This is a genomic window from Paraburkholderia haematera (assembly GCF_905220975.1).
Classification (GTDB): Bacteria; Pseudomonadota; Gammaproteobacteria; order Burkholderiales; family Burkholderiaceae; genus Paraburkholderia; species Paraburkholderia haematera.
In genome coordinates this window covers 87,215-112,734 of the sequence record NZ_CAJNBK010000001.1, presented here as the reverse complement: position 1 = coordinate 112,734, position 25,520 = coordinate 87,215, and the positions used below count along the sequence as shown (strand labels likewise).

The following is a 25,520-nucleotide window of genomic DNA, read 5'->3' as shown; positions in this document are numbered from 1 at the left end:
GCCCTATCGGCTCATGGCCCCTCGCACCGATCGCGCAGCGATTGTCTCGCGCTAAAAAAAATGCCGCGGACAACCGCGGCATTTTGCTTCAGGCAAGGGACCGCGCGAATTTACTGACCTTCACCGAATTTATCGGCAATCAGTTTCAGCAATGCGTCCATGGCTTCTTTTTCGTCGGCGCCTTCCGTTTCGATCAGCACCGAGCTGCCTATACCCGCGGCCAGCATCATCACACCCATGATGCTCTTGGCATTGATACGGCGGCCATTGCGGCTCATCCAGATTTCCGCCTGGTAGTTGCCCGCGAGTTGCGTCAACTTGGCCGACGCGCGCGCGTGCAGCCCCAGCTTGTTCACAATAGTCGTTTCCTGTTGCAGCATGTGATGGTCCGAAGCGCGGGTAAGTGTTGTGGTGAAAGGTGAAACTGCAAACCAGCTGCGCTCGGGTCGCAACCCGATCGCAATCGTTTTTAAAGCCGTGCGATCCGCTTACAACCCGGTCGAGCCGGCTTTCTGAGTCAGGTCGGCCTCGGGCGGCAACGCGGGCAAACAGTTCGCGGCAGCGGCATCAGGCGGCAAAGCCGGCAAACAGTCGCTGCACCCCGCGGGTGGCGCAACCGGCGCCGGCGTGGCAGGCCCGATTGCGTGCACGCCCTTGGTGGCCCCGGCGAGCGCCTTGTCGGCCAGCGTGTCGAGCGGCGTCGCGCGATAACAGACCGCGCGCACCAGCATCGGCAGATTGACGCCGCACAGCACACGGACGTTCGGCACCGAAGCGAGCCGCCCGGCGATATTCGCCGGCGTGGCGCCGAACATATCGGTGAGCACAAGTGCGCCGTTTTCTTCCTTGAGCCGCTCGATTTCCGAATGCGCGAACGCGACCTGCTGGGCGGGATCGCAATCCGGCGATACGTCGATCACGCCGATACGAGCCGGCAAGCCACCGTAAATGTGCGAAATACAATCGCGCAACGCGGTGGCGAACGGAGCGTGCGCGATGATCAGAATGCCTGCCATGTCAGCCTTACTGCAAAAGAACGGCCCCGAACCGTGGACCGGGACAAAGCCCGGTTCGTAAGCGCCCTCGACCGGCCGTGGGTCGTGAGGACCGGAACGCACCATCTGACGAGCGGTCCGCGGCGCCTGATGCCGCGGCGGCGTGCGCGGAAAACCGCTCGCTTACAGTCCGAAATAGTCCGCAATCCATGCCTGCAGTGTCCTGCAGACGCCATCGATTCGGCTTGGCGCGGGAGAGCGGGCATTGTATCAGGCTCATTTTCGCGCCAAAGCCGGTGTTTCGCTTGATGCGGATTTACTACACCTTCACAGTTTGGGGGCGATGGCGGCCATTCAAGGGTTGCGCCTCAAGCTGCCGCGCGCTCCAGTGCATCGATGAACATCGCGGCGACGTCGAAGCCCGTCTGATCCATGATCTCGCGAAAACACGTCGGGCTCGTGACGTTCACCTCGGTGAGCCAGTCGCCGATCGCGTCCAGCCCGACCAGCAGCAGGCCGCGCGCGGCGAGCACCGGCGCGAGCGTGTCGGCGATTTTGCGGTCATGCTCGGTGAGCGGGCGCGCCACGCCCAGTCCGCCGGCCGCCAGATTGCCGCGCACCTCATTGCCCTGCGGGATCCGCGCGAGCGAAAACGGCACCGCTTCGCCGCCGATCAGAAGAATGCGCTTGTCACCCTCCTTGATCTCGGGGATAAACTTTTGCGCCATCACCGAACGCGCGCCGTCGTGGCTCAGCATCTCGATGATCGAGCCGAGATTCATGCCGTCGGCCTTCACGCGAAACACGCCCATGCCACCCATGCCGTCTAGCGGCTTCAGGATCACGTCGCCGTGTTCTTCGTGGAAGGCGCGCAAACGGGTTGCGTCGCGCGTCACCAGAGTCGGCGCCACGAACTGCGCGAACTCGCCGATCGCCAGCTTTTCCGAGTGATCGCGAATCGCCTGCGGCTTGTTGAAAATGCGCGCGCCGCCGCGCTCGGCCATTTCCAGCAGCCACGTCGACGTCACATATTCCATATCGAACGGCGGGTCTTTACGCATCACGACCGCGCTGAAGGACTTCAGCGATTTCGGCGCCGCGGCTTCAGCAGCGTACCAGGTGTCGCGATGCAGATCCGTTACGTCGCCGACAATCGCAAAACGCTGCACGTTCGCCTCGACGTCGCCGCCCGTCCACGCCAGATGCTTCGGCTCGCACGTGTAGAGCGCGTGACCGCGGCGCGCGGCTTCGGCCATCATCGCGTAGGTCGAGTCTTTGTAGATCTTGAACTGCGTAAGCGGATCGGCAATGAAAAGAATGTCCATGAGGATTCCGGTGCGCCCTTAGGGCTTGGCATTGATCGTAAATATAGTCGCTGAAAATGGCGATGGCGGCACGTATGCCGCCATCGTCCACCTCGCGAGGCTCAGACCTGAATCGCTTCCGGATCGGTCTTTTCCAGCTCGACCGATGCGGCCAGCAACCCGAGCCGCGCCACCACGCCGTACATATAGAAGCGGTTCGGCACCGCCGCGCCTGGCTTGGCGTGAGCATCCGGCAGCGCCGTATGTTCGAACCCGAGCGGCACGAAGTGCATGCCGGGCGCGTTCAGATTCTGATCGCGCTCGCGGCTGCCATGCACGCGGTAGAAGCCGCCCACCACGTAACGGTCGATCATATACACGACCGGCTCGGCAACTTCCTCGCCGATCCGCTCGAAGGTGTACACGCCTTCCTGCACGATCACGTCATGCACTTCGAGGCCGTCTTTGGTGGTAGCCATCTTGGCGCGTTCGCGCTTGGTCAGCGCGGCCACTTCCGACGCGTCGTGCACGGTCATCACGCCCATGCCATAGGTGCCGGCATCCGACTTGATGACAACATACGGTTTCTCGGAAATACCGTACTCGCGATACTTCTTGGCGATCTTCTTGAGCACGCCGTCGATCGCATCCGCCAGCGCTTCTTCGCCGGTGCGTTCCTGGAAATCGACGCCTTCGACGTGCGCGAAGTATGGATTGATCATCCACGGATCGATCTCGACCATCTTCGCGAACTTCTTCGCGACGTCGTCATAGCAGGAGAAATGCGTCGATTTGCGGCGAACCGCCCAGCCGGCATGCAACGGCGGCAGCAGATACTGCTCGTGCAGGTTTTCCAGAACCGGCGGAATACCGCCTGACAGATCATTGTTCAGCAGAATCGAACACGGGTCGAAATTCTTCAGACCGAGTCGCCGCGGCGAGCGCTCGAGCGGTTCGAGCACGAGCTTCTGCCCGTCGGACAAGGCAATCGTGACCGGCCCGACGATGCTTTCGTCGAGCGTGCCGAAACGCACGTTCAAGCCGGCCTGACGCATGATCGCGGCCAGACGGGCGACATTCTCGAGATAAAACGCGTTACGCGTATGGCGCTCCGGAATCACCAGCAGATTCTTCGCGTCCGGGCAGATCTTCTCGATCGATGCCATCGCGGCCTGCACGGCAAGCGGCAGCACTTCCTGCGGCAGATTGTTGAATGCGCCGGGAAACAGATTGGTGTCGACCGGCGCGAGCTTGAAGCCCGCGTTACGCAGATCGACTGAACAATAGAACGGCGGCGTGTGCTCCTGCCATTCGAGCCGGAACCAGCGTTCGATGGCGGGCGTAGCGTCGAGGATCTTCCGCTCGAGATCGAGCAGCGGGCCGTTTAACGCCGTAACTAGGTGCGGAACCATTGATCACTCGCAGACTGGAGAAAAAAGATTGTAGAGCAAATGCTTTGTCCATTTGGGGACGGTTTCTCCATTCGCAAGCCGATACGAATGCATTCTCGCTATCGCCATGATAGGCGGAGAAAACTGCTGTTTACAAGATACAAGATACGCGCCAAGAAAAAAGCCCGCCATGAAGGCGGGCCAAAGTCGCTGCGCTTGATTCTGATCCGCAAGCCCTGGAGCTTGCGGTGACGAAACGGTCCTTATTCGACGTGTTCGCCGTGCAGGCTCACGTCCAGGCCTTCGCGTTCCTCTTCTTCCGTCACGCGGATGCCCATCACCATGTCGATGACCTTCAGCAGGATGTAGCTCACCACGCCGCTGTAGATCAGCGTCGTCAGCACGCCCTTGGCTTGCAGGATCACGCTGCCGTCGGCGCCGCCGATGTCCTTGACCGCGAACACGCCGGTCAGCAGCGCACCCACGATACCGCCGATGCAGTGCACGCCGAACGCGTCGAGCGAGTCGTCGTAACCGAGCTTGTGCTTGAGCCACGTTGCCGACCAGTAGCAGATCACGCCTGCCGCGATGCCGATCACGAGCGAACCCGTCATACCGACGAAGCCCGAAGCCGGCGTAATCGCCACCAGACCTGCCACGGCACCCGACACGATACCGAGTACCGACGGCTTACCCTTGGTTGCCCATTCGGCGAACATCCATGCGAGTGCTGCCGCTGCGGTTGCCACTTGCGTTGCGAACATCGCGAAACCGGCACGGCCGTCTGCCGCCACCGCCGAACCCGCGTTGAAGCCGAACCAGCCTACCCACAGCATGGCGCCACCGATCAGCGTGAGCGTCAGGTTGTGCGGCGCCATCGCTTCCTTGCCGTAGCCGACACGCTTGCCGAGCACCAGTGCGCAGACCAGCGCCGCGATACCGGCGTTGATGTGCACCACCGTGCCGCCCGCGAAGTCGAGGATGCCTGCGCTAGCCAGCCAGCCGGTCGGTTCCCAGACCATGTGCGCGATCGGCGAGTAGACGATGATCGACCACAGCGTCATGAACACCAGCATCGCCGAGAACTTCATACGATCTGCAAACGCACCCGTGATCAGTGCCGGAGTAATGATCGCGAACGTCATCTGATAAACGACGTAGACGGTTTCCGGGATCGTCGGCGCGAGGTGGCTGACGGTCAGCGTCGTGGCCTTGTCGCCGTGGATGTAGTTCATGCCTTGCATGAAGAAGCGCGACAAACCACCGATGAACGAACCGCCCGGCGTGAAGGCGAGGCTGTAGCCGATCACAACCCAGATGATCGACACGAGGCAGGTGATCGCGAAACTTTGCATCAGGATCGCGAGCACGCTCTTCTTGCGGACCATGCCGCCGTAGAACAGCGCCAGACCCGGGATCGTCATGAACAGCACGAGCGCGGTGGAGGTCAGCATCCAGGCGGTGTCGCCCGAATTGATCTTCGACGAATCGACCGAGAACGGCGCGGTCGGCGCTGCCGGTGCGGCGGCAGCGGATGCGGCCGATGCATCAGGTGCGGCTGCGGCGCTGGCGGCCGGTGCGGCGGACGCGTCAGCGGCCGGTGCCGACGCCGCGGCGGCAGCAGGGGCTGCCGAGGCGTCCGGTGCCGGCGCGCTCGCCGTCGTATCGGAAGCAGCTGCCGAGGCGGCTGCGGGGGCGGAAGCGTCGTCCGCGAGGGCGGCGCCGATACCGCCCGCGAGCAGCGAACCGGCCATCAGCATGGACATCAATAATTTGCGCATCTTCGTTTCCTCTTGTCGCTATCTGTGTCGCTATCTTTTGGTATTACAGAGCGTCCGCGCCGGTCTCCCCGGTGCGAATCCGAATCACTTGCTCGATCGGGGTGACAAAAATCTTGCCGTCGCCAATCTTGCCGGTGCGTGCCGCGCGTTCGAGCGCCTCGATCGCCTGGTCGACGATGTCGTCCGAGACAGCTGCCTCGATCTTCACCTTCGGCAGGAAATCGACGACGTATTCAGCGCCCCGATACAGTTCCGTGTGGCCCTTCTGACGACCGAAGCCTTTGACTTCCGTCACCGTGATGCCCGAGACGCCGATGGCCGACAAGGCTTCGCGCGCCTCATCGAGCTTGAACGGCTTGATGATTGCGGTAATGAGTTTCATGACATCCCTCTCTTAGTTGCGTAACCCGTTGCGTAACCTGTTCGCGTACCCGTAACCCGCTCGAGTGGTCTCGTTTCGCTGCCGGTAAAAAGCCGCCGGCAGTGCGCGCGGGGCAGTAACAGCAACTCGCGTGCCATGTTGTGTCAGACTTCGCCTGGGGCGCGTTGCAAAAGGGGCGCAAGCGCCCCTGGCCGGATGGCCAACGTTGGCGGGGCATGCTGGCGCGGCGCATGGATCGTTGCTAGAGTGTTCGAAGGCTTTTAACGTTTGAGCGCGCACCAAACGGGCTCATGCGGCAGCGGCAGGCAACCGGTCATGCACCAAGACGGCCCATTCCACGTGACAAAGCACAGACGCAACGAAACATGCACATTTTTTGTGCACCAAAGGAAACGCCATGAAACAACCGAACGACGTCTTTAACGATTTTCAGGCCCGCATGAGCGAGCTGTTCAAGAACTCGCCGGCCAAAGATGTCGAACGCAACGTGAAAGCCATGCTGTCGCAGGGCTTCTCGAAGCTCGACCTGGTCACGCGTGAGGAATTCGATACGCAGACCCAGGTGCTGGTGCGCACCCGTGCGCGCCTCGAAGAGCTGGAGCGCCGCGTCGCCGAGCTCGAGCAGAAGCTGCCGGTCACCACGCAAACGTCTTAAGGATTTGCTCGCAGCGCCTTAGCTGCGCAGTGCTGCTCATCACTGGCAAGCGAGCCGTGACGTCATCAGCGTTTTAGGGGACTCGCGCGCGCCCTCGGCGCGCCGTCCGACGGGAGAAAACATGTCGCTTGCCGTGGTGCGCAGTCGCGCGCCGGCCTCTGGCCGCGCGCCCGAAGTAACCGTCGAGGTTCACCTCGCGAACGGATTACCCTCTTTTTCGATTGTCGGCCTTCCCGATCTGGAAGTGCGCGAAAGCCGCGAGCGCGTGCGCGCGGCGCTGCAGAACTGCAGCTTCGATTTCCCCGTGCGGCGTATTACCGTCAACCTCGCGCCGGCCGATTTGCCGAAGGAGTCCGGCCGCTTCGATCTGCCGATTGCTTTAGGCATTCTGGCGGCGAGCGGGCAGATTCCGCCGGAATCGTTGCTGCACCGTGAATTCGCCGGTGAGCTGTCACTGACCGGGGCGCTGCGGCCAATGCGCGGGGCTTTCGCGATGGCGTGCGGAACGGCGCGCAGTCGTGCTTCTCACGGTGGCTCGGTCGGCGCTTCTGCTTGTAGTTCAACTTTCAATACGTCCGGCGAGCAGACGACGCCCGGAGGGTGCATTCAGCACACGCCGCAGCTCTATCTGCCTGCGGCAAGTTCAGCCGAGGCCGCGCTCGTGCCGGGTGTCGATGTCTACGGCGCCGCCGATCTGCCGTCGCTTTGCGCGCATCTTGCGGGAGCGCCTGACGCGCGACTCTACCCGGTCGCGGCACCCGACCTTGGCGAGAACGCACCCGCCGCCATTGCTGACATGACCGACGTGATCGGCCAGCGCGGCGCGCGCCGCGCACTTGAAGTCGCCGCGGCCGGCGGACACCACGTCTTACCTTGTGGCCAATTAAACCCGTCACAAGGGATTCGCCGGACTTCTGAGTTCGTCCCCTGGTATGTCGACACCAATTCCGACGCGTCGCCGTTAGCCATTACGAATTGCCCCCTAAAAATCGCCTGTGATAGACTTGGTTCAACGTTGGGGGGGTAGCTCAGCTGGGAGAGCGTCGCGTTCGCAATGCGAAGGTCGGGAGTTCGATCCTCCTCCTCTCCACCACGAATCTGCTTTAGAAACAACGCACTACGTCTTGCGCCGTAGTGCGTTGTTTTTTTCTGAAGCAGGTTTTGGCACACTAGGTGTGGCCGGTTTGGGGCACCGGGTGCCGACATAGGCGAGAAAACACTTCTTTTCTGACAAGATTTTTTTAGCTAGGCTCGCGTCTGCATTGACAGAGGTGCTTCCACCCCATTAGAGGGTAGGGCTGAAACCAGGCGTCGCACCGTACTCCGGAGTGGATGTAGCGAGCGGGTCAAGTTTGGACGCCACAGCGAGTGCCCAACTCGCCCATTCATTACGATCGCCGTCAAATGCACGCGTTGCCATTGCCGTCGGCGACGACAGGACTTCATCGACATATGCACGAATCTGCTGAGCCTGCTGGCGCGCGCTGATCTGCTCAAGAAGCCGGGTGATCTGGTCGCGCTCGGTCTGCAGGCGCGCTTCGCGTTCGAGTCGTTGAGCTTCGTCGCGTGCCCGGCGGGCTTTGTCGACCCTCTCGTCAAAGCTGTGCCTGTTCATCCAATATGAAAACGCCCGCGATTTCCGATACTGCCGCTCGCCGGCCAGCACGATCGCAACGCCAATTTCCCGCAGACGGTCTTCCAGTTTGCCCTCTTCGTCATCACGCCAGAACAGCTTTTCTTCGGGTTCGCCATGCTGCCAGCGGGCGACTTCGACCTCGACCGCCATCGATTCCTTTTTTGTGCTGGCTGTCCGGGTGCGCGGTCGCAGCACGGCCAGCATTTCTACCCGGAATTTGACGTACTGATCACCGACATGCGCGTTCACCTCGCGGCCATCATGCCCCCGCGCGAAACCCTGCGCGTCGAGCCGCCCAAGCAATGTGAACAGGTTGCTCAGGAACACGAGGCGCCGCTGTTCGAAGCGGCTTTCGAAACGGGGCTTGTCCCACGCGAAGCGGTTTCTCGTAATCGCGTCGCGGCGCTCGTCGTCTTCCCGCAGCAACCGTGCGATCTGGGGGTGCGCACTTTCCAGCGTGCGCGCGAAGCGGAACTTCGTTGGCAGCGCGCGACGGATCCGCGCTTCGACTTCGTCCAGTGTTTCGTCATGGACCGGCGGAGTGGGGGGCAGCTCCTCCCTCACGCTGACGTCAGCGTCTCGACTGCAGAGATGCCCCTCATCACGCTCCGGCTGGAATGCCTGCGGCCGCCCGGCGCCTACCGTGACGTGGTCCGACATGCCAGGCCCGCGTCGCGGTAGCGGCGTGCGCGCGACACGCTGACCTGCGGCCAGCCTCGCCCAGTAGCCGCGGGGCGGAACCGGAATGTTGCTGCGTCGGCACGCCTTTGCAAGCCCAACACCAGAAATGCCCAGTGACTTCGCCTGCGTCGTCATCGGCCCGGCCCAGACCAGGTCGTAGAGCTGCTGCCGCGTGAACATATATCCCATAAGAGGCTCCCTGATGGACTGTGGCAAGACACGGGAGCAACTATTTTCTCCTCGTCAATCTGCGCGGTGTTCGCCTACCATGCATCGACAACATGAAAACCATGATGGACACCTACCGTGACCTGTAGCTGACGACTGATGTCATCGTCCTGATGTCTCCCGAACATCCGAAAGCGGGCACATGATTCGATACGTCCTGAGAGGCAGCTCAGGTCGAAATCTGTCGCTTATCGATCCCGAGTGTGTTTCGAATGCGAACGTGCACTCATACGAATGCGTGTGGACATCGTTCGTCGGTCACAGCGATTCAATGAGTTTGCGTGTCGAATCTTGGCACGCCGAACACTCTTAACCCGTAGCCAATTAAACCCAATCGCACCAACTTTGCCCTGATCCCGATCTTGCTGCCGGGATGTTCGCACCAATCCGACTAACCGGACTAGCCGATTCGAGCGAGTACGGCCAAACGCGGTCGACCGACATGGATAGTGAGATCGTTGGTACTCATCAGTTGGCCCGTCTCCGAGGAAAAGGAGAGAAAGAATCTAGACATAAATTCCTTTCCTGCATTTTTCTATGGACGTGCTACACTTATTTCTACGCATACGAAAAGGAACGGGGAAGAAATGACAAACGTCTACCAAACGCCGGAAAAATTCTCGACGAAGACAACTCTTTTTCGTATTGGGGAAGAGTCGTTGCGGAAGGAAGGGTGGGAGGTAAATTCCGTGCCTGGCGCCGGAGCGGGAAGCGTGCGGCGAATTACGCGCGGGAACGAGAGCAAGCTGGTCAGCATCCGGACGACGCAGGACACCTATATCGCATTCCCGCGCGACCGCGAGGACAAGCGGTGGGTGACCCTCTCGGACGTGGATGCCGTGGTGGCAGTGTCTGTCGATGACCGGCACAACCCACAGAACGCCAACGTTCACTTTCTCGACGCCGAGGAGGTGCGAGCCCGCTTCGACCGCAGCTATGCTGCTCGGATGAAAGCAGGTCACAGGATTCCCATTGGCCGCGGTGTGTGGGTTGGTCTTTACCAAAAAGAGGCCGCACATCCGCCTAGTCATGTCGGCGGTGGCATTGGCCTCATGTATCCGCCGATCGCACAAGTCCCACTCTCTGCCGAGTTCCGTGCATCCGCGACTTCGGAAGAGGAGGAGCTTGCGGTAGATGCAGCGCAGCCCGAGGAAAAGTCCGAAGCGCCCCTCACTATCACTGAGGCGAAGCGCCGCTTGGCGGAGACTTTCGGAGTCTCGCCGGACAGCATCAAAATCACGATCGAAGCCTAGAGGGCACCCGGCATTGACGCACGCGAGCCCAGCGTCGCTCGAAGACGGCGGCTCGCGCTGGATTACTGGAGCTCATTTGGCCGCTTTACGAGGCAATGATTGGGGCCCTGCCCTGTTGCGCCATCGCCTCGCGATCCTATCGGCATCAATGAGTCACAACGGCTCCATCTTCGGGTTGACGTCCGTTACGGAGCAATCTGGGTCGAGATCTGCCGCTCGTCCGTTCCTAACGAATACATTTCGAATGCGAACGACCATTCATAGCGAACGCAAGCGGGGGATGTTGTTCGAACAGCTGGCCGGATCAATGCAACGAGTCAGCGGCGTTCTTCGGTGCGCCGAATGTTTTGACTTGTGGCCAATTAAACCCTATTTGTAACCGAGCTAGCCTGGCGTCTGTTTGCTCGTGGTCGCTCATGCGACCAACTGATGGCCTCACTACAAATAGGCGCCAAATGAGTTCTCCTTCCCGCAATCGGCGACTGTCGGCCAAGAAGCGACGCTCACCCACTTCGCCGGTGAGACATTCGATTGTCGCTATCGCGGCATTTAGCGGTCACTCGCGCATTACATAAATCGTGGGGCGATTCATTTACTCTGTAGGCCAACTCAGAGAAAGCGCTGGATCGAGGTTTAAATGCAGCTATTCGAGGCCCAGCAGTTCAACGTCATACTTGGCGCATACATCGAAAAAGTCCTTATTGTTGGAGGTCACTAGCGCGTTAACCGATAGGTTCACGTCTTCGATCATCGCTCGTAGCATGAAGTCAGTAAGGCTGAAATTGCCTCGCGGGTTGCCAAAAACACCTTCCATCGCTCCAGGGCGGTATGGAACATCACTGATCAGCTCCGCATTTTCCCCTTCTACGAAACTCCGGAAGCGAATCGAGTCCTCCCGTCTCCGGGCAAGCCGAGTATCGACGAACTCGAACATCGTCGGCCAAGGTATCAATATCCTATGGCGGCTAATGTATTCTTCGAGCTTTTGCGCCGCTTTGTAGTGCCGATCGCGTTCGTAGAAAAGCCCTATCCAGTAACACGTGTCTACCAACACCTTCTTGGCCATTTATTGATCGTCCTGAGTCTGCGCCCGGTCTCCGAATCCTTCCCAAGGCGATGCCTTTCTCTTGCCGATTATGAATCGCCCCTTGTTGCGGCTGTCCTCATCGTTTCGCCAGATCAGATAAACGCGATCGCTTTTTCCGAAAGAGACATTGGCGTTCAGTTCCTCCGCCACGAAATCGGGTACGTTTCTACCGTTTGGGACCTCGACCGAGAAATACGCGAGGCTATCTCCGCACTCGAAAGCTTCCACGTTGTCAAGCCACTTATAAAGGCCCTCGTAATCACCTTTGACCCCCAAATCGTAAGATAGCCAAACCGTCTTTTGCATCTTCGCTCCGCAAGTAAGTGTAAACGCCCAAAGGATACACTCGCCATCGATCGAAACTGGTCTTTCCGGCTAACCCATCGCCGGAGCAAGCCTCGCTTTCGGTAAGCCGAACCGAACGGCCGTTGCGCCTGGAAGCCGCCGTTGATTTTGTCCATGCGTGGAAGGCTGTTCGGGGTCGATACCTGCCGCACCAGTTCGGAACGAACACATTTGAACGCTGCCGTGTATCCATTGCGAACACAAAGAGGTGGGACATCGTTCGAACCGCCAGCGTGATCGATACAACGAACACCGCCATCGATTTCGGTGCCCCGAACATCTTGACTTGTGGCCATTTAAACCCTCTTTTACCCACCCAATTACGGTGGCCATAGACGGACGCGCCCAAGATTACACTCCGCATAGATCGGACCCCAAAAAACCGATCGACAATGGCTGATCGGCAAGATAAAATGCGGCGATTCATGCATGTACTATCGAGGTGGAGAGATTATGGCGCGTCCTATCGGGATCGACCTGTTCGCGGGAGCGGGCGGGTTGTCGCTAGGTTTTGAACAAGCAGGTTTTGACATCGCAGCAGCAGTCGAGATCGACCCGATTCACTGTGCGACCCACGAGTACAATTTCCCAAAGACGAAAACTATCTGCGCCAGCGTAGTCGATCTCTCAGGGGAGGAGATCCGTCAGCTTAGTGGCATCCAAAACGGAGAAATCGATGTAGTATTCGGCGGAGCTCCGTGTCAAGGTTTTTCGATGATTGGAAAACGGGCGCTGGATGACCACCGAAACCAGTTGGTGTTCCACTACGTTAGACTGGTCAATGAACTTCAACCCAAATATTGCGTTTTCGAAAACGTCAAAGGCTTGACGCTGGGCAAGCACGCGCAATTTTTGAGGGAACTCATCGACGCGCTGGGTGACGCCGGTTACAACGTTGTGCTGCCCTATCAGGTGCTGAACGCCTCCAACTTTGGCGTGCCGCAGTCAAGGCAGCGACTGTTCTTGATCGCTGCTCGCAAGGACCAGACGATGCCGACGTACCCAACCGGGCCGGAGACTACGGCAACGACGGTGCGCGAAGCAATCGCCGACCTTCCCGATGCGGACCAATTTGCCGAACTTCAGATCAGTGATTCTGTGCGCGTTGGATGGATAACCGAATCCACTTACGCTCGTCGCCTGCGCGGCATGGCCGAAGATGACACCGACTATAGCTATAGGCGAGTGTTCGATCCAAACATCCTCACGTGTAGCTTGATCACCGAGCACACAGAGGTATCGAAAGCTCGCTTTCTCGCGACGCCTCCGGGTCAGACAGAAAAGATAAGCCGCTTTTTGCGACTTGATCCCGAAGGTCTTTGCAATACCCTCCGCGCCGGCACAGACAGTGCACGTGGCGCGCATACTTCACCACGGCCAATTCACCCCGTGTACCCGAGAGTACTTACGGTTCGGGAAGCCGCAAGACTACACTCCTACCCCGATTGGTTCAGGATGCACGTTACCAAATGGCATGGCTTCCGGCAGATCGGCAATAGCGTTCCACCATTGCTCGGACGGGCCGTCGCGTCGACGATCATGCATGCTTTGGGACAGACGGCAACAAGGCCCGAAGAAACGCTCGATTTGGGAGAACAGTCATTGCTCTCGATGAACATGGGAGAAGCGGCGACTTACTTTTCCGTTTCTCGCCATGTCATCGCTCAGCGAGACCGGAAGTCGACGGATAAGAGAACTGTTGAGAACATCGAAGACCATGGCATCGAGCCCGCCGTCGAGCACTTCGAACTGACGCCGTCTTAATAGCAAGTCGCCGCTGGGTCCTCTCCATAGTCGCCGGCCGCTCGCAAGAGCGGTCGGATGCCCCTCAGATACCTTTTACGGTCGGAAGAAGGGTATACATGGCGTCACGGTGAAAAACGGGCGAACTGAAACTCGGTGCTTCGGCACGACTAACCGCGCTGAATTCGACCACGTACACGCCCTTGCCGCGGACTGCGGCTATCGCAATCGGTATAACGATGTCGTTATCGGTTGACTCAAAAGCCGCTTTTACCTGCCTGGCAATCTGCTCAGTCAGAATTCGCTGATTGCCCTGCTTAGCCTCCACTGTGATCAGCACTCCGCCCGATTGGTTCTCCAAACCGGGCTCGCATTTCGCTAAAAATAGCGCGTCGATCTGAACGCGCCGGAGCTTGACGTCCATTTGTAGGTGGTTCAGCTCTACAGCTTCTATCTGCTTTTTCTCGCCAATGGCAAAATGGCTTTCAACGATACGGAGGTTAACAGCTACCTGCAAAAGCCACGACTCGTCCGTACGCCCCAGCGCCTTCGACGCTACGGGAAGGCTTAGGCTTTGAACAGGAAAGGTCGGCGTGTCAGCGGTCGGGCGAAAATTAACCTCAAATCCTTCCGAGGTGCCCGCCACGACGGGAAGAAATTCGAATACCTTGCCGTCGCCGGTCGCTTGTTCGCCGACAAATCCCAGTTGGCGCACCCTGTCTGGCCATATTCTCGCCGCGCCCGTTCCTCGAACGATATCCTTCATGAAGTTGAAGGGATTACTGTCCAGTTTTATCGTCGTCCCGTGATGCTCATTGCAGAAGCGTTTTGCGTCTTGCACGTCGGTCGCGGTGACTATGGTTCTTTCAAGCCTGCCTGAGACCGGGTCGTACAGGCTGTCGAAGATGTGCTCTATAACAATGGTTTTTTGGCTTTTAGGCATGAGGCGTGCATAGTTGTCTTCTGAAAGCTCAGTCAGCTTACCAAAAATCCCGCGAATCCCTGGCACGATTCGCGCTCAACAGCGTAAAGGCTGCGCATCGGATTTTTGTTGCGACCGTTAATTTAGATACATCCTAGCCAGTGGTAACTGTGCAAATGGACAAACTATCGCGCGAGAAACGCAGTTGGCTGATGTCTCGAGTAACGTCGAAGAACACCACTCCCGAACTCTTCGTTCGCGGCTTGTTGCACCGGATGGGCTACAGATTTCGGCTGCACGGACCAAATCTACGCGGCAGACCCGATATCGTTTTTTCTAAGAAGAAAAAGGTTATTTTCGTCCACGGATGTTTCTGGCACGGACACCGAGACTGTCGGCTTGGGCGACTGCCGCGCACCAACTTGGACTTCTGGGCCCCTAAGATCGAACGCACGCGAGCGCGAGACACCGAAACGGTCGCCGCCCTCGAAGCACTGGGGTGGAAAACACTTGTGGTCTGGCAATGCGAATTGAAAAACGTTGAATTGCTGACTGAACGCCTTGAAGAATTTTTAGGCACTGCACGATCAACAGCGTCAGCGGCCCATTAGGGAGTCACCGCTGTCAACGCTCACCGAAACCTTGCGCAATCTGTCTGATGATGCTGACGAGTAGCTGGCGCTTGTCATCGGCCAATCCGTCAAACAAGTCCACCATAGTCCTCGCCTGATCGATTCTTCTGCTTGACACATCGGTCAACAGCTCCTCTATCCCACAGCTGAAAATTTCCGCTAGTTCGGCAAGTCGCACGACTGATGGAACTGCTACGCCTGTCTCCATTCGAGACACCGCTTCCCGTGTGATCCCCAGCGCCTCCGCAACTCTTTCTTGCGATAGCCCAGCGGCAGCACGCCGCAATGCTATAGCTTGCCCAACGGCCTTCACTAACCCGGCCTTCTGTAGCTCGTCCATATGTGACCTTTTACGCACGGTCGTAATGGTCCGCTGAGCCCTAAAGAAATCCCATGAAGTGCCGTATCACAGTGTGACGTTTAACATCATATTTTCAAAAGAAATTTGTCGAAGATGCAATGTTCCGGCTTTCAAGTGTATTTCGTCGCCCGACGCGGTCACCCAAAGATTTGAAGCGTAAACCATTGATTTTTCTAGCAAACATATGTACGAATCCCCAAACTCTGGATAGTATTTAACTGTCGATTTGACGAACCATTTGGAGAAAGCTATGAACACGAAACCGGAATCGAAAACGACGGCTGCCCCTGTGACCACTGCCGAAGTACCGGCAAGCACGAACGCGAAGCCCGTCCGCAAATCTCCCGCAACCGAGACGCCGGAGAAATTCCGCGCTGCCTTGCAGGAACTGGACGCGGAACGCACGGCACTCGCGAAGTCGGCAATCGAAGATTTGAAGCCCGGGCGCCCGTTCGATCCGGTGGTCATCCGTCAGATCAACCGGATCGAGACGAAGAAAAACCGCCTGCTGATTTCCCGCTTTGCGTCGTTGCTTCGCAAGAACGATCCGGAAGTGCAGGCCATCGTCTATCAGCTCGTCCAGCTCTAATCGCGAACCGTGCCTGACGTATTGAATAACCGGGCGTACAAGGATGCGCCCGCGCTCCGAATCTGCGTTGCCTCGTCAATGACGTGGCAGCGCGTTTGGCCGTTGAGTTTGGCTACATAGCCATCGGGCATCGTGCGTCAAACTCAACGTAATCGAAGAAGCAATACCAACTCAGACGAGAACAAAAAATGATGTTGAAAGTTGCAACAGCATTGGCTATCGGGGTAAGCGCAGTATTGGTTTCAGCTTGCGGAGGTGGTGGTGGAAGTAGTTCGCCAGCGTCTGCACCCGCAGCGGCATCGACACCAGCAGCAGCCACGCCCATTCCGGTCCAAAAGACTTCGTACCTGAACAAGGTCACGGCCGCTGCCGCGCTAGGTCCACAAACGCTACCGGTTGAAGTCACGCAAAGCAATTCTGTGGCCTTTGCCGACTTCTTTCATGACGGCACGTATTCGATGGTTACGCACAGCCTCGAATACAATCCGAGCGACCCATCGACAGCGAACAAATACGGCCACATCCATTTCTACAAGAGTGTGAATGGTCAGTGGATCGATCACACGTCCGATATCTTGTCGAACAACGTTGGCTGTCTCCATCCCCGAAAGGCCATCGTCGGCGATCTCAACGGTGACGGTAAGCCTGATGTGTTCTTCGCCTGCACGGGTTTCGATGCAGCGCCGTACTCGGGCGAACAGCCTCACATGCTCCTGAGTCAGCCTGACGGCACGTACAAAAACGTCACTCTGCCATACACGGGGTACTTCCATAGCGCTTCGGCGGCCGATTTCAATAGCAACGGCTACGATGATATTGTTGTGACCGACACGAATGTGGCGAAAACCCCATACTTCCTCACCAACAACAAAGACGGCACATTCAGCCAAAACTTTACGCGCCTGCCGAAGGTCATTGCATACGGAACAGATGGAACGCCGCTTGGCGGCAACTGCCCCTCGTGCTTTGCCGAAATCTTCACGGCCGAGCTAATCGACTTCAACAACAGTGGCAAGCTCGATCTGTTCTTCGGCGGCAATGCGCCGGACGACAAACAAGGCAACTGGGTGCCGACAATTTTCAAAAACAACGGCGACAACACGTACTCGCAGTCCAACATAACCGAGCTTCCGTATAACCAGCAATTCGAAACGGCACTCGACATCCTGTCAGTGAATGGAGCGATCTACACCACGAACGTTCACCTGACATACGACGCTAGCATCTACGGCTTCAGCGATGTCGAAAAGATCGTTGGTAATGTGAACACTCAGATCTACTCGAACAACGCAGCGTTCCCCAATGGCATCACTTGGCTGAACTGGATCATTCCGTATCAAGGAAAGATCGACAGCTTGTCTGCAAGCTACGGGGTTTCGGTCACGCAGTAATCGGTCGTAACCATCATCACCTGCCACTGAGAATCTCGCGCTATCCGTTGGGTAGCGCGAATCCAACGTTGAGATAGCCCATCATGCATACGCTCGCCATACTGTTCGCAGCAGCCACAGTTGGATTTTTCGTTCTGCTAGTTCGCCCGCAATTGGCATTACGCACCGGCAACAGTGTCCCATCGCGGCGCAAACTTCTGATTCCGTTTTTTGCGTGTTGGATACTCGCCGCAGTCATGTCTCACGCTGCGCGGAAGTCAAACGATAGTAACGACTTTCAATCCTCTAACGGCGGCGAAAATTCGTCCGTAATTCGAGCATCCTACGCATCCCCTGAGCGCAAAGAGCTTGCCGCCATATTTGCAGGAATAAAAAAGCTAGCTGATCTTTCCGACAACGGTGAACTACAGGAACAGCAGCGTCCGGGTTGTAACGCGAGTGTCGTTCAGTTAGTCCACGCAACGGTGCCTTTGAGCGACAATATCCATGCCCATCTGAATGCGCTCCGAAATAGCAAAACTCCTGATGCTGAAAATGACCTGAGCATGTCGCCCGTCTATCAAGAGGCTTCCCAGATGCTCGGTGCGAGGCTCCGCAACACAGAACGGGTTTGTGGGATGTAACGCGCCCGTCTATCCACCCTCTACGACAACACATAGAAAAAATGAAAACCCGCATTGTCTTCGCTTCGCTCATGCTAGCCGCGTCAACAGCAGCGTTCGCCGATGGCCCGGCCTTCAACTGTGCGAAAGCCTCGTCCAAGGTCGAGAAGATGATTTGCGCCGATTCGACGCTATCGTCTGCCGACTCGGTCAACGCCGATATGTACAAAGAGGCGCTACAGGCATCAGACAATCCGAATCACGTCAAACAGGAACAGCGCCTGTGGCTCAAGACACGAAACACCTGTCAGACCGTCGATTGCATCGCGAAGGCGTATGACACGCGATACAACCAGCTTCAACATGAACGCCTCGTGAATAGCGGGGCAGTCAATACGGACGGGTCTATCGGACATTGATGTTCTCGATTCCCATCGTAATGAGGTGGCGATCCAGCCACCTTCACACGACACGGTCGCTGATCCGACCAACGAACCAGGGCACCCGCCCTGGTTTTTTTTCGCCTATCGAAACCACATTACCGCTGGCAAGGAGTAAACGAAATGTCCGACACCAATGACCGCACCACATCGGCGACCAATGATCGGTTCGCGGGTTTCGCTTTCCCGTTGATCGAACTCGGTCGAGTCGTTGTCACTCGCGCCGTACTCGAACACCTCGAACGTGAAGCCGCCGATATCTATCCGTACCTACATCGTCACGAACATGGCGATTGGGGCGACGTCACGCCGAACGATGCCGAAGCAAACCTGTTGGGAGCGATCCACGGCGGACGCACGTTTTCGGCATACGAGGTCGCGGGCAAGCGAGTGTGGATCATCACGGAAGGCGACCAGTCCTCAACGTGTGTACTATTTCCGAGTGAATATTGAGCGCGGCAGTCGAACGCGAGCACCGATACGATGACAACGACGAGCATAGCGGACCTGCTAATCAATACCCAACGTGACCTGCGCGTGACTGACGATATCGCAGCGGGAGCATTGACAGAAACCGTCAAGCTTCTGAAGGCGGCGATACCGTTTCTGTTACCGGTACGCATCGTGACCGGACATTTCTCGCCACTCGAAATCGCTCGCGAAGCTGCCGACGAGCCGTACACGCAGATCGTTCTGAAATGGTTCATCGAATTTGCGACGCACCCCAAGTGGGAAGTCGATGATCTGACTGATTTCATTGGCAAGGCCCGGCATGTGGTCTCCGATCAGATCGAACACTTCCTCAAACAGAAACAAAGCGACGTACCACGATCCCTACGCAAGCTCGCCCAGCTCGAATGCGACCTTTGCGATGGCGTGATGATCCGGTGGCTATCTGTCACAAATTTCGTTCGACTGTTTGATCTTGCTTTTCGTTGGGACATTCATTGCCTGACGAACGATACGCAGGGTGTACTGGATGAACTCGGATTGACCAAAGAGTCGATGTTCGATCTGCCTGATTCGGAAATCGTCAGGCTCCAACTGCTCGAACGGATCAAAGCCGAGAACAAACAACACGTCGCCGATTTTGAGACGTTCCTTCGTGACGATTTGGAGGGCGTCAAGCTCGAACAGATCGTGATCAGCGTGACGAATGCCCACGCTGCCGTGCACAGCGAATCGATATACCGATCACTGGCCATGACCACCATAAACGAACAACTGAAGATCGCCGACTGGCTACGCGACGCTGACGGAATCCTGATTACGGCTGGCGCAGGTATGGGCGTCGATTCGGGATTGCCGGACTTCCGTGGCGAGAATGGCTTCTGGCGAGCGTACCCGGCGTTGAAGGCCGAAGGCTTCGGTTTTCAGGACATCGCTAACGGCGAAGCATTCCGAAATCATCCGATACGAACGTGGGGATTCTACGGGCACCGGCTCAATCTCTATCGCCGCACTGTTCCACATGCCGGTTACGACATCCTTCGGCGCTGGTCATCGATGACGGCGCGCGGCGCGTTCGTGTTCACCAGCAACGTGGACGGGCACTTCCAGAAGGCAGGCTTTCCAGAGAACCGCGTTGTCGAATGCCACGGTTCCATCCACTTCTTGCAATGCTCCCGCGCCTGTTTGCACGATGTCTGGTCGGCGGGTCAATTCCAACCCGAAGTCGACGACGAGCAATGCTTCCTGACATCACCGCTTCCGCGTTGTCCGAAGTGCGGCAGCGTAGCCCGACCGAATATCCTGATGTTCAACGATTGGGACTGGACTGAAACTCGTGAGAAGCGTCAGCGTATGCGATTCGAAGCGTGGCTGTTAAGCGTCGAACGATTGGTCGTTATCGAGGTAGGTGCGGGCGGCGCCATTCCGACTGTTCGAAACATAAGCGAACGAAACGGCCCGCGCGTCATCCGAATCAACACCGACGACTACGCTATCGATCCACAGAAAGGTATTGGATTGCAGGGAGGCGCACTTGACCTACTTCGCGCGCTTGACGAGAGCTTAAACTAAGGAACGCTAGATTCAAGCATATGGCGTAGATGGTGTATATTTGGCAACCCGCTTCAAACCCAGTGGAGTAATTGACCGTAGCGAATCAGCAACCATTCATCGGTGTGCCCGATCAGTGCGGCATCTGGAAAACAAAAGTGTTGATGCTGAAGGCCGTATAGTGCAGCGTCCATGAGGTAGCGATGCAAATTAAGCTGATTCCAGCGATATCGTTGTTTTTGGGATCTTATTTTCCTCTAGCGCTGATCCTGGCCGTTCAGGACATACCGAATGAGGACTGGGGCCGACCGCTTTGCAAATCTCTCCAGTTTTGGCGATCATGCGATATCCCACACGTTGCGCATCCGACGATGGCCTATCTTTTCATAGTGGCCACCGGTGTGAGCCTTGTCTTTTTCCTATGGCTGCTGAGACACCTGAACGGCACAACGGAGATGACGATAAAGGAAAGCAAGTCGATCCCTAATGATTTGATCAACTATGCGTTCCCGTACATCGTGTCATTCATGGGGGTAGAGCTCGGCAGCACGGGCAAGGTTGTTGGCTTTGGTCTATTCATGATCTGGTTGTTCATCATCACGTACCGGTCTGGTCAGATCCTCATGAATCCATTGTTGCTGGCAGCCGGGTGGCAACTTTACGAAGTCCAAGCAGACATCGAGGGCAATCGTAGAACACTGCGAGCGCTTTCGAGAGACAACGTCGTACCCGACCAGGCACTTAGGTCCTGCCTCGTCCAAGGGATCTACGTTTTGAAGGCAAACAAAAATGACTAAAGAGCAAGCCCTCAATGGGTGCAGAAATTTCGACCTAGCAGGCGCAAGCTTATCGTTATGGACTTTCAAAAAACGCCAAGCGGGAGGCTTTAACGCTAAATCCATCGAGGTGACCGACGCGCTCGTGGAGGAACTGAAGCGCATCGTTAGCGCGTCACTTCTGGCCCATACGGAGGTCGAAGACTACGAACTTACAGCCCAGCGCAACGAAGTGAGCTGCTTGCACGTTGGAACAGACGAAACATGTTTTTCAGACCTCGCGGCACTTGTTGACGCACCGGCCGAGGAGCATCGGATTGCTGGCGAAAGAGATTTACTGAATGTCGCGGGCTATCTGCTACGCCTTCGAAGTGGCACTCAGATTCTCTATTGCGTAAAACGGGTTACAGACTCATGGAAAACAAGAAAGGCCAGGAGCGTCATCAACGTTGTGATGCGGGCAAATCAGATGGATCTTGTCGAGGATCGTAGTTTCACAATTGCAAAGTCTCTTGACTTCGTGGTCTTCGGTGAGGACCTGTTCATCATGGATAAGCGAGCTTTCGAAACGATACTGAGCTACAAGGTCGAGTACGCGAATTCATTCGACGAATTGCAGCAGGACGCTGCTTTCACAGCCAGATTTGCCGACATGGGGCCGTTGATTGAACATGTAGGGACTAACACAATGCATCTGCGGCGAATGGCCGTCATACAGCAGAAAGGGCACTACTCAGACAACGCCTACATGACCCGCCTAAGACAAGTCAACGTGCAACAAGGCTGGAACATTCAATTCGATGATGCTGGTCGTATCGTTCCGACAGGCGAATCGATGAGGGCCATTATGCAAGTGTTGCTAAACCACCGTTTGTATTCGCAATTGTCGCTCGACACCTTTGACGTTCCTTCGAGTTCTGCTGTCCAGTAATTTAGTCTGTTGATTTCCGCAGAATTCTGAGCCAATGTTTGATCTAGAATTCTGCGGCGCCTTCCGCCTCGCTCGCCGGCCTGCAACTCCCATGCGGCTCCTTTGAAGCGCGCGTACGCGGGCGATTGCTCCTCTTAACTACGCAATCAGCTGTCTGTCGTAGGCGCAGCCGCAGCAAAGCCGAACAGCTTGCAGGCTGCTATCGATTGTGAAAAAGCAAAGTCCCAATACTTCAATACAGAACGGATCTCAACATGGCAGCGCTTGACCTCACTGAAATCGCAATTCCGACCGGCGGAAAAAACCGCGACCAATTTGAACTGTTTGCGCGAGAATTTCTTTCGATGAAAGGCTTTCTTGTCTTGAATGACCCAGATAGAGGGGCAGACGCCGGGCGTGATCTGATCGTTGAGGAAATTCGTCAGGGAATTGTAGGCGAGACAAAGGTCCGATGGTTGGTGAGTTGCAAACACAAAGCACACTCCGGCTCGTCAGTGTCTCCGAGCGATGAACCGGACATCCGTGATCGACTTGAGACCCATGAGTGCTCTGGATTCATCGGCTTCTATTCGACAGTTCCAAGCAGTGGACTTGCAACGAAGCTGGAGGCTTTGCAAAAGACGAATCCCTCGTTAGTTTTCGATCAGGAAAGAATTGAGGCTGAACTTCTCGCCTCGCGAGAAGGACTTATTCTTGCCCGTCGATTCATGCCGATTTCGGCAGCCGTATGGGAGAAAGACCATCCCAAAGCCGCCAGAATATTTTCGCAGGAACCGTCACTACGATGTGCAGCATGCAGCAAGGAACTCCTCGGAGAACATCCCAGTGGTATCGTTGTTGGATGGAAGACGTATTCAGAGGAATACGACCCAGGGTTCAAACCTAAGCACGAGCATGTGTACTGGTGCTGCAAGGGTCCCTGCGACGACAAGCTCGAAACAATGTATGGGCGACCGGGTTTGATCAGTGGATGGGAAGATCTGCCCGATCTGATGATTCCAATCGCCTACATACGATGGGTAATGTCTACACTAAATGAACTGCAAGATGGTCAGCAATATTCACCACAAGCGTTCGACGCAACAAAAGACATGCTTCTAAACCTGTTCCCAATGATTGCCAGAGAGCCGTCGATGCAGAACCACGAACGAATCAGCAATCTGAGCGCCATTCCTTCGTATCTCGGTGGCTGGGGTTACGATGACGGAAAGTAAGAATCCATTGGACAGCAGCCGTAGATGCGAGCATTGAATACACGTCGTCGCGGGTCTGCTTCGACCCCGCCGGAGTATCCGCGACGATGCCCACGCCCCTCTCGATCAACGTCAGCGCAAACGTGGACCGTCACTCATCGAGTTCGAGGTAGGCGAACATCTCTTCGACTGTCATCACCGTCGTCCACGGACCATCTTTCGCCTTCAGAATAGCTAATACAACGTTATCATCAAGACCGGTGTCGTTCGTTCTGGCGATCCGCGCGAGCAATTTCAGATCGCGCTTTCGCGCGTTGTTGTTGATCATCCGGATGCGTTTCCTAACCTTCACGATATCTCCCTCCGTTAAACTGTCGTTGGTCCAATGTCTATCGGTCGAGTTAGCACACTCAGAACAAGTCGGCGCTGATCTGCTTCAGTCGTACCGGGTTGTCCTCAACATAACGTGCAGTCATGCCGATGGACGCATGGCCCATCAACGTTGAGACAGCTTTGATGTCCACACCTTTCTCAATCAAGGTCGTCGCAAACGTGCGACGACCCGAATGGCTCGATGCGCCCTGCAATCGAGCCTTCGCATACATTCGATGGAAAAGCTGTTGCAATGTGTTCGGTGAAAACTGGCCGCCCTTCTGCGAACGGAACAACGATGCATCGTAGTTGAACAGAATACCTTCGATCGCCTTCCGTTCGTTCAGATAGTCACGAATCGAATCGACAACTTTCGGATTCGTCAGGTACGCGTGGCGTTGCTTGTTGCCCTTCGTCATCGAACCATCAAGGTTGATTTCGTCTAGCAGTTCACCATCTGAGCCGAGGACATGGCGGATTCGTAGCGAAGCCATTTCTTTCGCACGAAGGCCGAGGCCGAACGAGCAATAGAGAAGCGCGACGTTTCGCTTCGCGTGCGTCTCTTTCTTCATCGCGTTGACGACTCGACGGAACTCCGATTCCGTGAACACCTTCGCCTGACCTTCGCGCATGGATTACCCGTGGAATGTTTATTAATTTAGTTATACGAACGATTTATAAACATTCTATCCAGCCCTCTGGGCTTCGTACACTGGCAGGATGGCTTGCTGCAACGGAATGTTTACTATTTGTAATTAGTAAACATTTTGCTGATCGGGCAGGGACGGTCGTTGACATGCCAGATATGAACCAGTGGGCTAGACCGCCCGACCGTCCCTGACGGCGACCTAGGCGGCTGACCTTTGATCTGTCCATGTCGGCCATGTCCGATGGGTGTCTGGTCAACCGTTGCGGTGTCAACTCACGACCTACGATACTTACCACACAACAAAATGTGTTTGCACCGGCCCTGCCTCACGCTGTTGTCGTCATGTCAGCGCACATGCGTCAACCTAGTCTTCGCTTAGGTCTTTGCTGGCCTTGCTCGTCAGCGCGTCATCAAGTTCTGCCAGCAAGCTGCTCAGCTCGCGTTTCTTTGCTGGCTTCGGTGTCGGACCTTGCGGGCAAGGTCGAATCTTGAAATTGACCGTTGCGAGAAGATCGCAATCAGACAGGTCGCCATCGATCACGTTGCTACGCCGATGCTCTGCCGCGATTGCGTCCGCGAGTCCTTTCATAAGCAGCGGCTCGACATCGATCACTAGGCGCGACCTTTTGCGGCTCAGAATATGAGTTCTTAGACATCTTAGATATCCCACATCTGCTTTTACGATATCGATTTCCAATTTTGTCATCCTCAAAGATCGTGCCGGTGCTAACTCACGACCTACGATACTTACCACTCATCTGATTGTGTTAGCACCGACCCACGGTTCAGGTCGCTGCTAACAGGACTACGCTTGCGCGCAGTCCTACCAGCTTAGAAGCTCTTTGCGCGTCGTTTTCTTTTCTGTCAGCGCCTCATCAAGCTGTGCGATCAGGCTGATGCCGTTACGTGCATTCTCACGACCGGTCGTTTTGCGTCCATTGGGCCGAACCGACAGATCGATCGTCACCATCAGCTTGTTGCCCGATGCGCCACCATCCTTTGCGCCGCGTCGCCACTCCGCTATCTCGATTGCATCCGCGAGTCCCTTCATCAAGAGCTTTTTTACATTCTTCACGGCGGTCGTCTCAGTGCCATTCAGAATGTGCATTCGCAGTTGTTCCAGATCCTTCCAGCTCGCACGCGTTGCGATATTAACTTCCATGTCTTCTCCCAAGGTATT

General features: G+C 56.5%; 28 protein-coding genes, 1 tRNA gene and 1 pseudogene. 15 read left to right on the top strand and 15 right to left on the bottom strand.

What is annotated here, in order from left to right:
* Positions 1 to 110: 110 nt before the first annotated feature.
* From KHO23_RS00555 to KHO23_RS00530, 6 genes are all read right to left on the bottom strand, one after another.
* A complete protein-coding gene (locus tag KHO23_RS00555) occupies positions 111 to 380 on the bottom strand; it encodes an HPr family phosphocarrier protein (RefSeq protein ID WP_211608654.1) in 270 nt (89 codons plus the stop codon).
* A gap of 108 nt (positions 381 to 488) precedes the next feature.
* The gene (locus KHO23_RS00550; protein WP_211608653.1) at positions 489 to 1,016 is read right to left on the bottom strand and encodes a PTS sugar transporter subunit IIA; all 528 of its coding nucleotides are present in this window, start codon (positions 1,014 to 1,016) and stop codon (positions 489 to 491) included.
* A 347-nt stretch (positions 1,017 to 1,363) separates the two neighbouring features.
* Positions 1,364 to 2,320, bottom strand: a complete 957-nt coding sequence (gene gshB / locus KHO23_RS00545) for a glutathione synthase (RefSeq protein WP_211608652.1) — start codon at positions 2,318 to 2,320, stop codon at positions 1,364 to 1,366.
* A 101-nt stretch (positions 2,321 to 2,421) separates the two neighbouring features.
* Positions 2,422 to 3,711 (bottom strand): glutamate--cysteine ligase, encoded by a 1,290-nt coding sequence (gene gshA / locus KHO23_RS00540; RefSeq protein ID WP_211608651.1) that lies wholly within the window; start codon positions 3,709 to 3,711, stop codon positions 2,422 to 2,424.
* Between the two features lie 242 nt (positions 3,712 to 3,953).
* Complete coding sequence (locus tag KHO23_RS00535; RefSeq protein WP_211608650.1) at positions 3,954 to 5,471, bottom strand: ammonium transporter; 1,518 nt, start codon at positions 5,469 to 5,471, stop codon at positions 3,954 to 3,956.
* Between the two features lie 43 nt (positions 5,472 to 5,514).
* Positions 5,515 to 5,853 (bottom strand): P-II family nitrogen regulator, encoded by a 339-nt coding sequence (locus KHO23_RS00530; RefSeq protein ID WP_006048089.1) that lies wholly within the window; start codon positions 5,851 to 5,853, stop codon positions 5,515 to 5,517.
* A gap of 397 nt (positions 5,854 to 6,250) precedes the next feature.
* Between KHO23_RS00530 and KHO23_RS00525 the strand changes: the two genes are divergently transcribed.
* From KHO23_RS00525 to KHO23_RS00515, 3 genes and pseudogenes are all read left to right on the top strand, one after another.
* Entirely contained in the window at positions 6,251 to 6,508 is a 258-nt protein-coding gene (locus tag KHO23_RS00525) for an accessory factor UbiK family protein (protein ID WP_074285568.1), read from the top strand.
* 121 nt (positions 6,509 to 6,629) lie between these two features.
* Positions 6,630 to 7,383, top strand: a pseudogene (locus tag KHO23_RS00520) (magnesium chelatase domain-containing protein); the annotation flags it as partial.
* A gap of 142 nt (positions 7,384 to 7,525) precedes the next feature.
* Positions 7,526 to 7,601, top strand: a tRNA-Ala gene (locus KHO23_RS00515).
* Between the two features lie 192 nt (positions 7,602 to 7,793).
* Here KHO23_RS00515 and KHO23_RS00510 read toward each other — a convergent pair.
* Complete coding sequence (locus tag KHO23_RS00510) at positions 7,794 to 9,005, bottom strand: hypothetical protein (protein WP_211608648.1); 1,212 nt, start codon at positions 9,003 to 9,005, stop codon at positions 7,794 to 7,796.
* A gap of 635 nt (positions 9,006 to 9,640) precedes the next feature.
* Here KHO23_RS00510 and KHO23_RS00505 point away from each other — a divergent pair.
* Entirely contained in the window at positions 9,641 to 10,306 is a 666-nt protein-coding gene (locus KHO23_RS00505) for a hypothetical protein (protein WP_211608647.1), read from the top strand.
* Between the two features lie 643 nt (positions 10,307 to 10,949).
* Here KHO23_RS00505 and KHO23_RS00500 read toward each other — a convergent pair.
* Entirely contained in the window at positions 10,950 to 11,372 is a 423-nt protein-coding gene (locus tag KHO23_RS00500) for a PIN domain-containing protein (protein ID WP_211608646.1), read from the bottom strand.
* The gene (locus KHO23_RS00495) at positions 11,373 to 11,699 is read right to left on the bottom strand and encodes a hypothetical protein (protein WP_211608645.1); all 327 of its coding nucleotides are present in this window, start codon (positions 11,697 to 11,699) and stop codon (positions 11,373 to 11,375) included.
* Between the two features lie 492 nt (positions 11,700 to 12,191).
* On the opposite strand from KHO23_RS00495, the gene KHO23_RS00490 reads away from it, so the two are divergent.
* Positions 12,192 to 13,502 (top strand): DNA cytosine methyltransferase, encoded by a 1,311-nt coding sequence (locus KHO23_RS00490; protein ID WP_211608644.1) that lies wholly within the window; start codon positions 12,192 to 12,194, stop codon positions 13,500 to 13,502.
* A gap of 64 nt (positions 13,503 to 13,566) precedes the next feature.
* On the opposite strand, the gene KHO23_RS00485 is transcribed toward KHO23_RS00490, so the two are convergent.
* The gene (locus KHO23_RS00485; protein ID WP_211608643.1) at positions 13,567 to 14,490 is read right to left on the bottom strand and encodes a hypothetical protein; all 924 of its coding nucleotides are present in this window, start codon (positions 14,488 to 14,490) and stop codon (positions 13,567 to 13,569) included.
* Positions 14,491 to 14,579: 89 nt separating this feature from the next.
* On the opposite strand from KHO23_RS00485, the gene KHO23_RS00480 reads away from it, so the two are divergent.
* Positions 14,580 to 15,014, top strand: coding sequence for a very short patch repair endonuclease (locus KHO23_RS00480; protein ID WP_211608642.1), 435 nt, complete (start codon positions 14,580 to 14,582; stop codon positions 15,012 to 15,014).
* 13 nt (positions 15,015 to 15,027) lie between these two features.
* Here the strand turns inward: KHO23_RS00480 and KHO23_RS00475 are convergent, their stop codons facing one another.
* Positions 15,028 to 15,375, bottom strand: a complete 348-nt coding sequence (locus KHO23_RS00475) for a helix-turn-helix domain-containing protein (RefSeq protein WP_211608641.1) — start codon at positions 15,373 to 15,375, stop codon at positions 15,028 to 15,030.
* A gap of 271 nt (positions 15,376 to 15,646) precedes the next feature.
* Between KHO23_RS00475 and KHO23_RS00470 the strand changes: the two genes are divergently transcribed.
* The 9 genes from KHO23_RS00470 (at position 15,647) to KHO23_RS00430 (ending at position 23,340) form a co-directional block, all read left to right on the top strand.
* Positions 15,647 to 15,985, top strand: coding sequence for a hypothetical protein (locus KHO23_RS00470; RefSeq protein WP_211608640.1), 339 nt, complete (start codon positions 15,647 to 15,649; stop codon positions 15,983 to 15,985).
* A 188-nt stretch (positions 15,986 to 16,173) separates the two neighbouring features.
* Positions 16,174 to 17,376 (top strand): FG-GAP repeat domain-containing protein, encoded by a 1,203-nt coding sequence (locus KHO23_RS00465; protein ID WP_211608639.1) that lies wholly within the window; start codon positions 16,174 to 16,176, stop codon positions 17,374 to 17,376.
* Between the two features lie 83 nt (positions 17,377 to 17,459).
* Positions 17,460 to 17,999: a hypothetical protein gene (locus tag KHO23_RS00460; RefSeq protein WP_211608638.1), complete on the top strand. Its 540-nt coding sequence runs from the start codon at positions 17,460 to 17,462 to the stop codon at positions 17,997 to 17,999.
* Between the two features lie 41 nt (positions 18,000 to 18,040).
* The gene (locus KHO23_RS00455; RefSeq protein ID WP_211608637.1) at positions 18,041 to 18,397 is read left to right on the top strand and encodes a lysozyme inhibitor LprI family protein; all 357 of its coding nucleotides are present in this window, start codon (positions 18,041 to 18,043) and stop codon (positions 18,395 to 18,397) included.
* Positions 18,398 to 18,541: 144 nt separating this feature from the next.
* Positions 18,542 to 18,871: a hypothetical protein gene (locus tag KHO23_RS34920; protein WP_236066684.1), complete on the top strand. Its 330-nt coding sequence runs from the start codon at positions 18,542 to 18,544 to the stop codon at positions 18,869 to 18,871.
* Between the two features lie 426 nt (positions 18,872 to 19,297).
* Positions 19,298 to 20,440, top strand: coding sequence for an SIR2 family NAD-dependent protein deacylase (locus KHO23_RS35535; RefSeq protein WP_407946031.1), 1,143 nt, complete (start codon positions 19,298 to 19,300; stop codon positions 20,438 to 20,440).
* 182 nt (positions 20,441 to 20,622) lie between these two features.
* Positions 20,623 to 21,216 carry a hypothetical protein gene (locus KHO23_RS00440; protein ID WP_211608636.1) on the top strand — a complete coding sequence of 198 codons (594 nt, stop codon included), beginning with the start codon at positions 20,623 to 20,625 and terminating at the stop codon, positions 21,214 to 21,216.
* On the top strand, positions 21,209 to 22,126 hold the full coding sequence (locus KHO23_RS00435) for a Kiwa anti-phage protein KwaB-like domain-containing protein (RefSeq protein ID WP_211608635.1): 918 nt from the start codon (positions 21,209 to 21,211) through the stop codon (positions 22,124 to 22,126). Before KHO23_RS00440 ends, KHO23_RS00435 begins: the two co-directional genes overlap by 8 nt.
* A gap of 254 nt (positions 22,127 to 22,380) precedes the next feature.
* Positions 22,381 to 23,340, top strand: a complete 960-nt coding sequence (locus KHO23_RS00430) for a hypothetical protein (RefSeq protein WP_211608634.1) — start codon at positions 22,381 to 22,383, stop codon at positions 23,338 to 23,340.
* A 130-nt stretch (positions 23,341 to 23,470) separates the two neighbouring features.
* Here the strand turns inward: KHO23_RS00430 and KHO23_RS00425 are convergent, their stop codons facing one another.
* The 4 genes from KHO23_RS00425 to KHO23_RS00410 form a co-directional block, all read right to left on the bottom strand.
* Positions 23,471 to 23,647 (bottom strand): hypothetical protein, encoded by a 177-nt coding sequence (locus KHO23_RS00425; RefSeq protein ID WP_211608633.1) that lies wholly within the window; start codon positions 23,645 to 23,647, stop codon positions 23,471 to 23,473.
* An 82-nt stretch (positions 23,648 to 23,729) separates the two neighbouring features.
* Positions 23,730 to 24,323 carry a tyrosine-type recombinase/integrase gene (locus KHO23_RS00420; RefSeq protein ID WP_211608632.1) on the bottom strand — a complete coding sequence of 198 codons (594 nt, stop codon included), beginning with the start codon at positions 24,321 to 24,323 and terminating at the stop codon, positions 23,730 to 23,732.
* Between the two features lie 381 nt (positions 24,324 to 24,704).
* Positions 24,705 to 25,037 (bottom strand): hypothetical protein, encoded by a 333-nt coding sequence (locus tag KHO23_RS00415; RefSeq protein ID WP_211608631.1) that lies wholly within the window; start codon positions 25,035 to 25,037, stop codon positions 24,705 to 24,707.
* 126 nt (positions 25,038 to 25,163) lie between these two features.
* The gene (locus KHO23_RS00410) at positions 25,164 to 25,502 is read right to left on the bottom strand and encodes a hypothetical protein (protein ID WP_211608630.1); all 339 of its coding nucleotides are present in this window, start codon (positions 25,500 to 25,502) and stop codon (positions 25,164 to 25,166) included.
* Positions 25,503 to 25,520 lie beyond the last annotated feature (18 nt).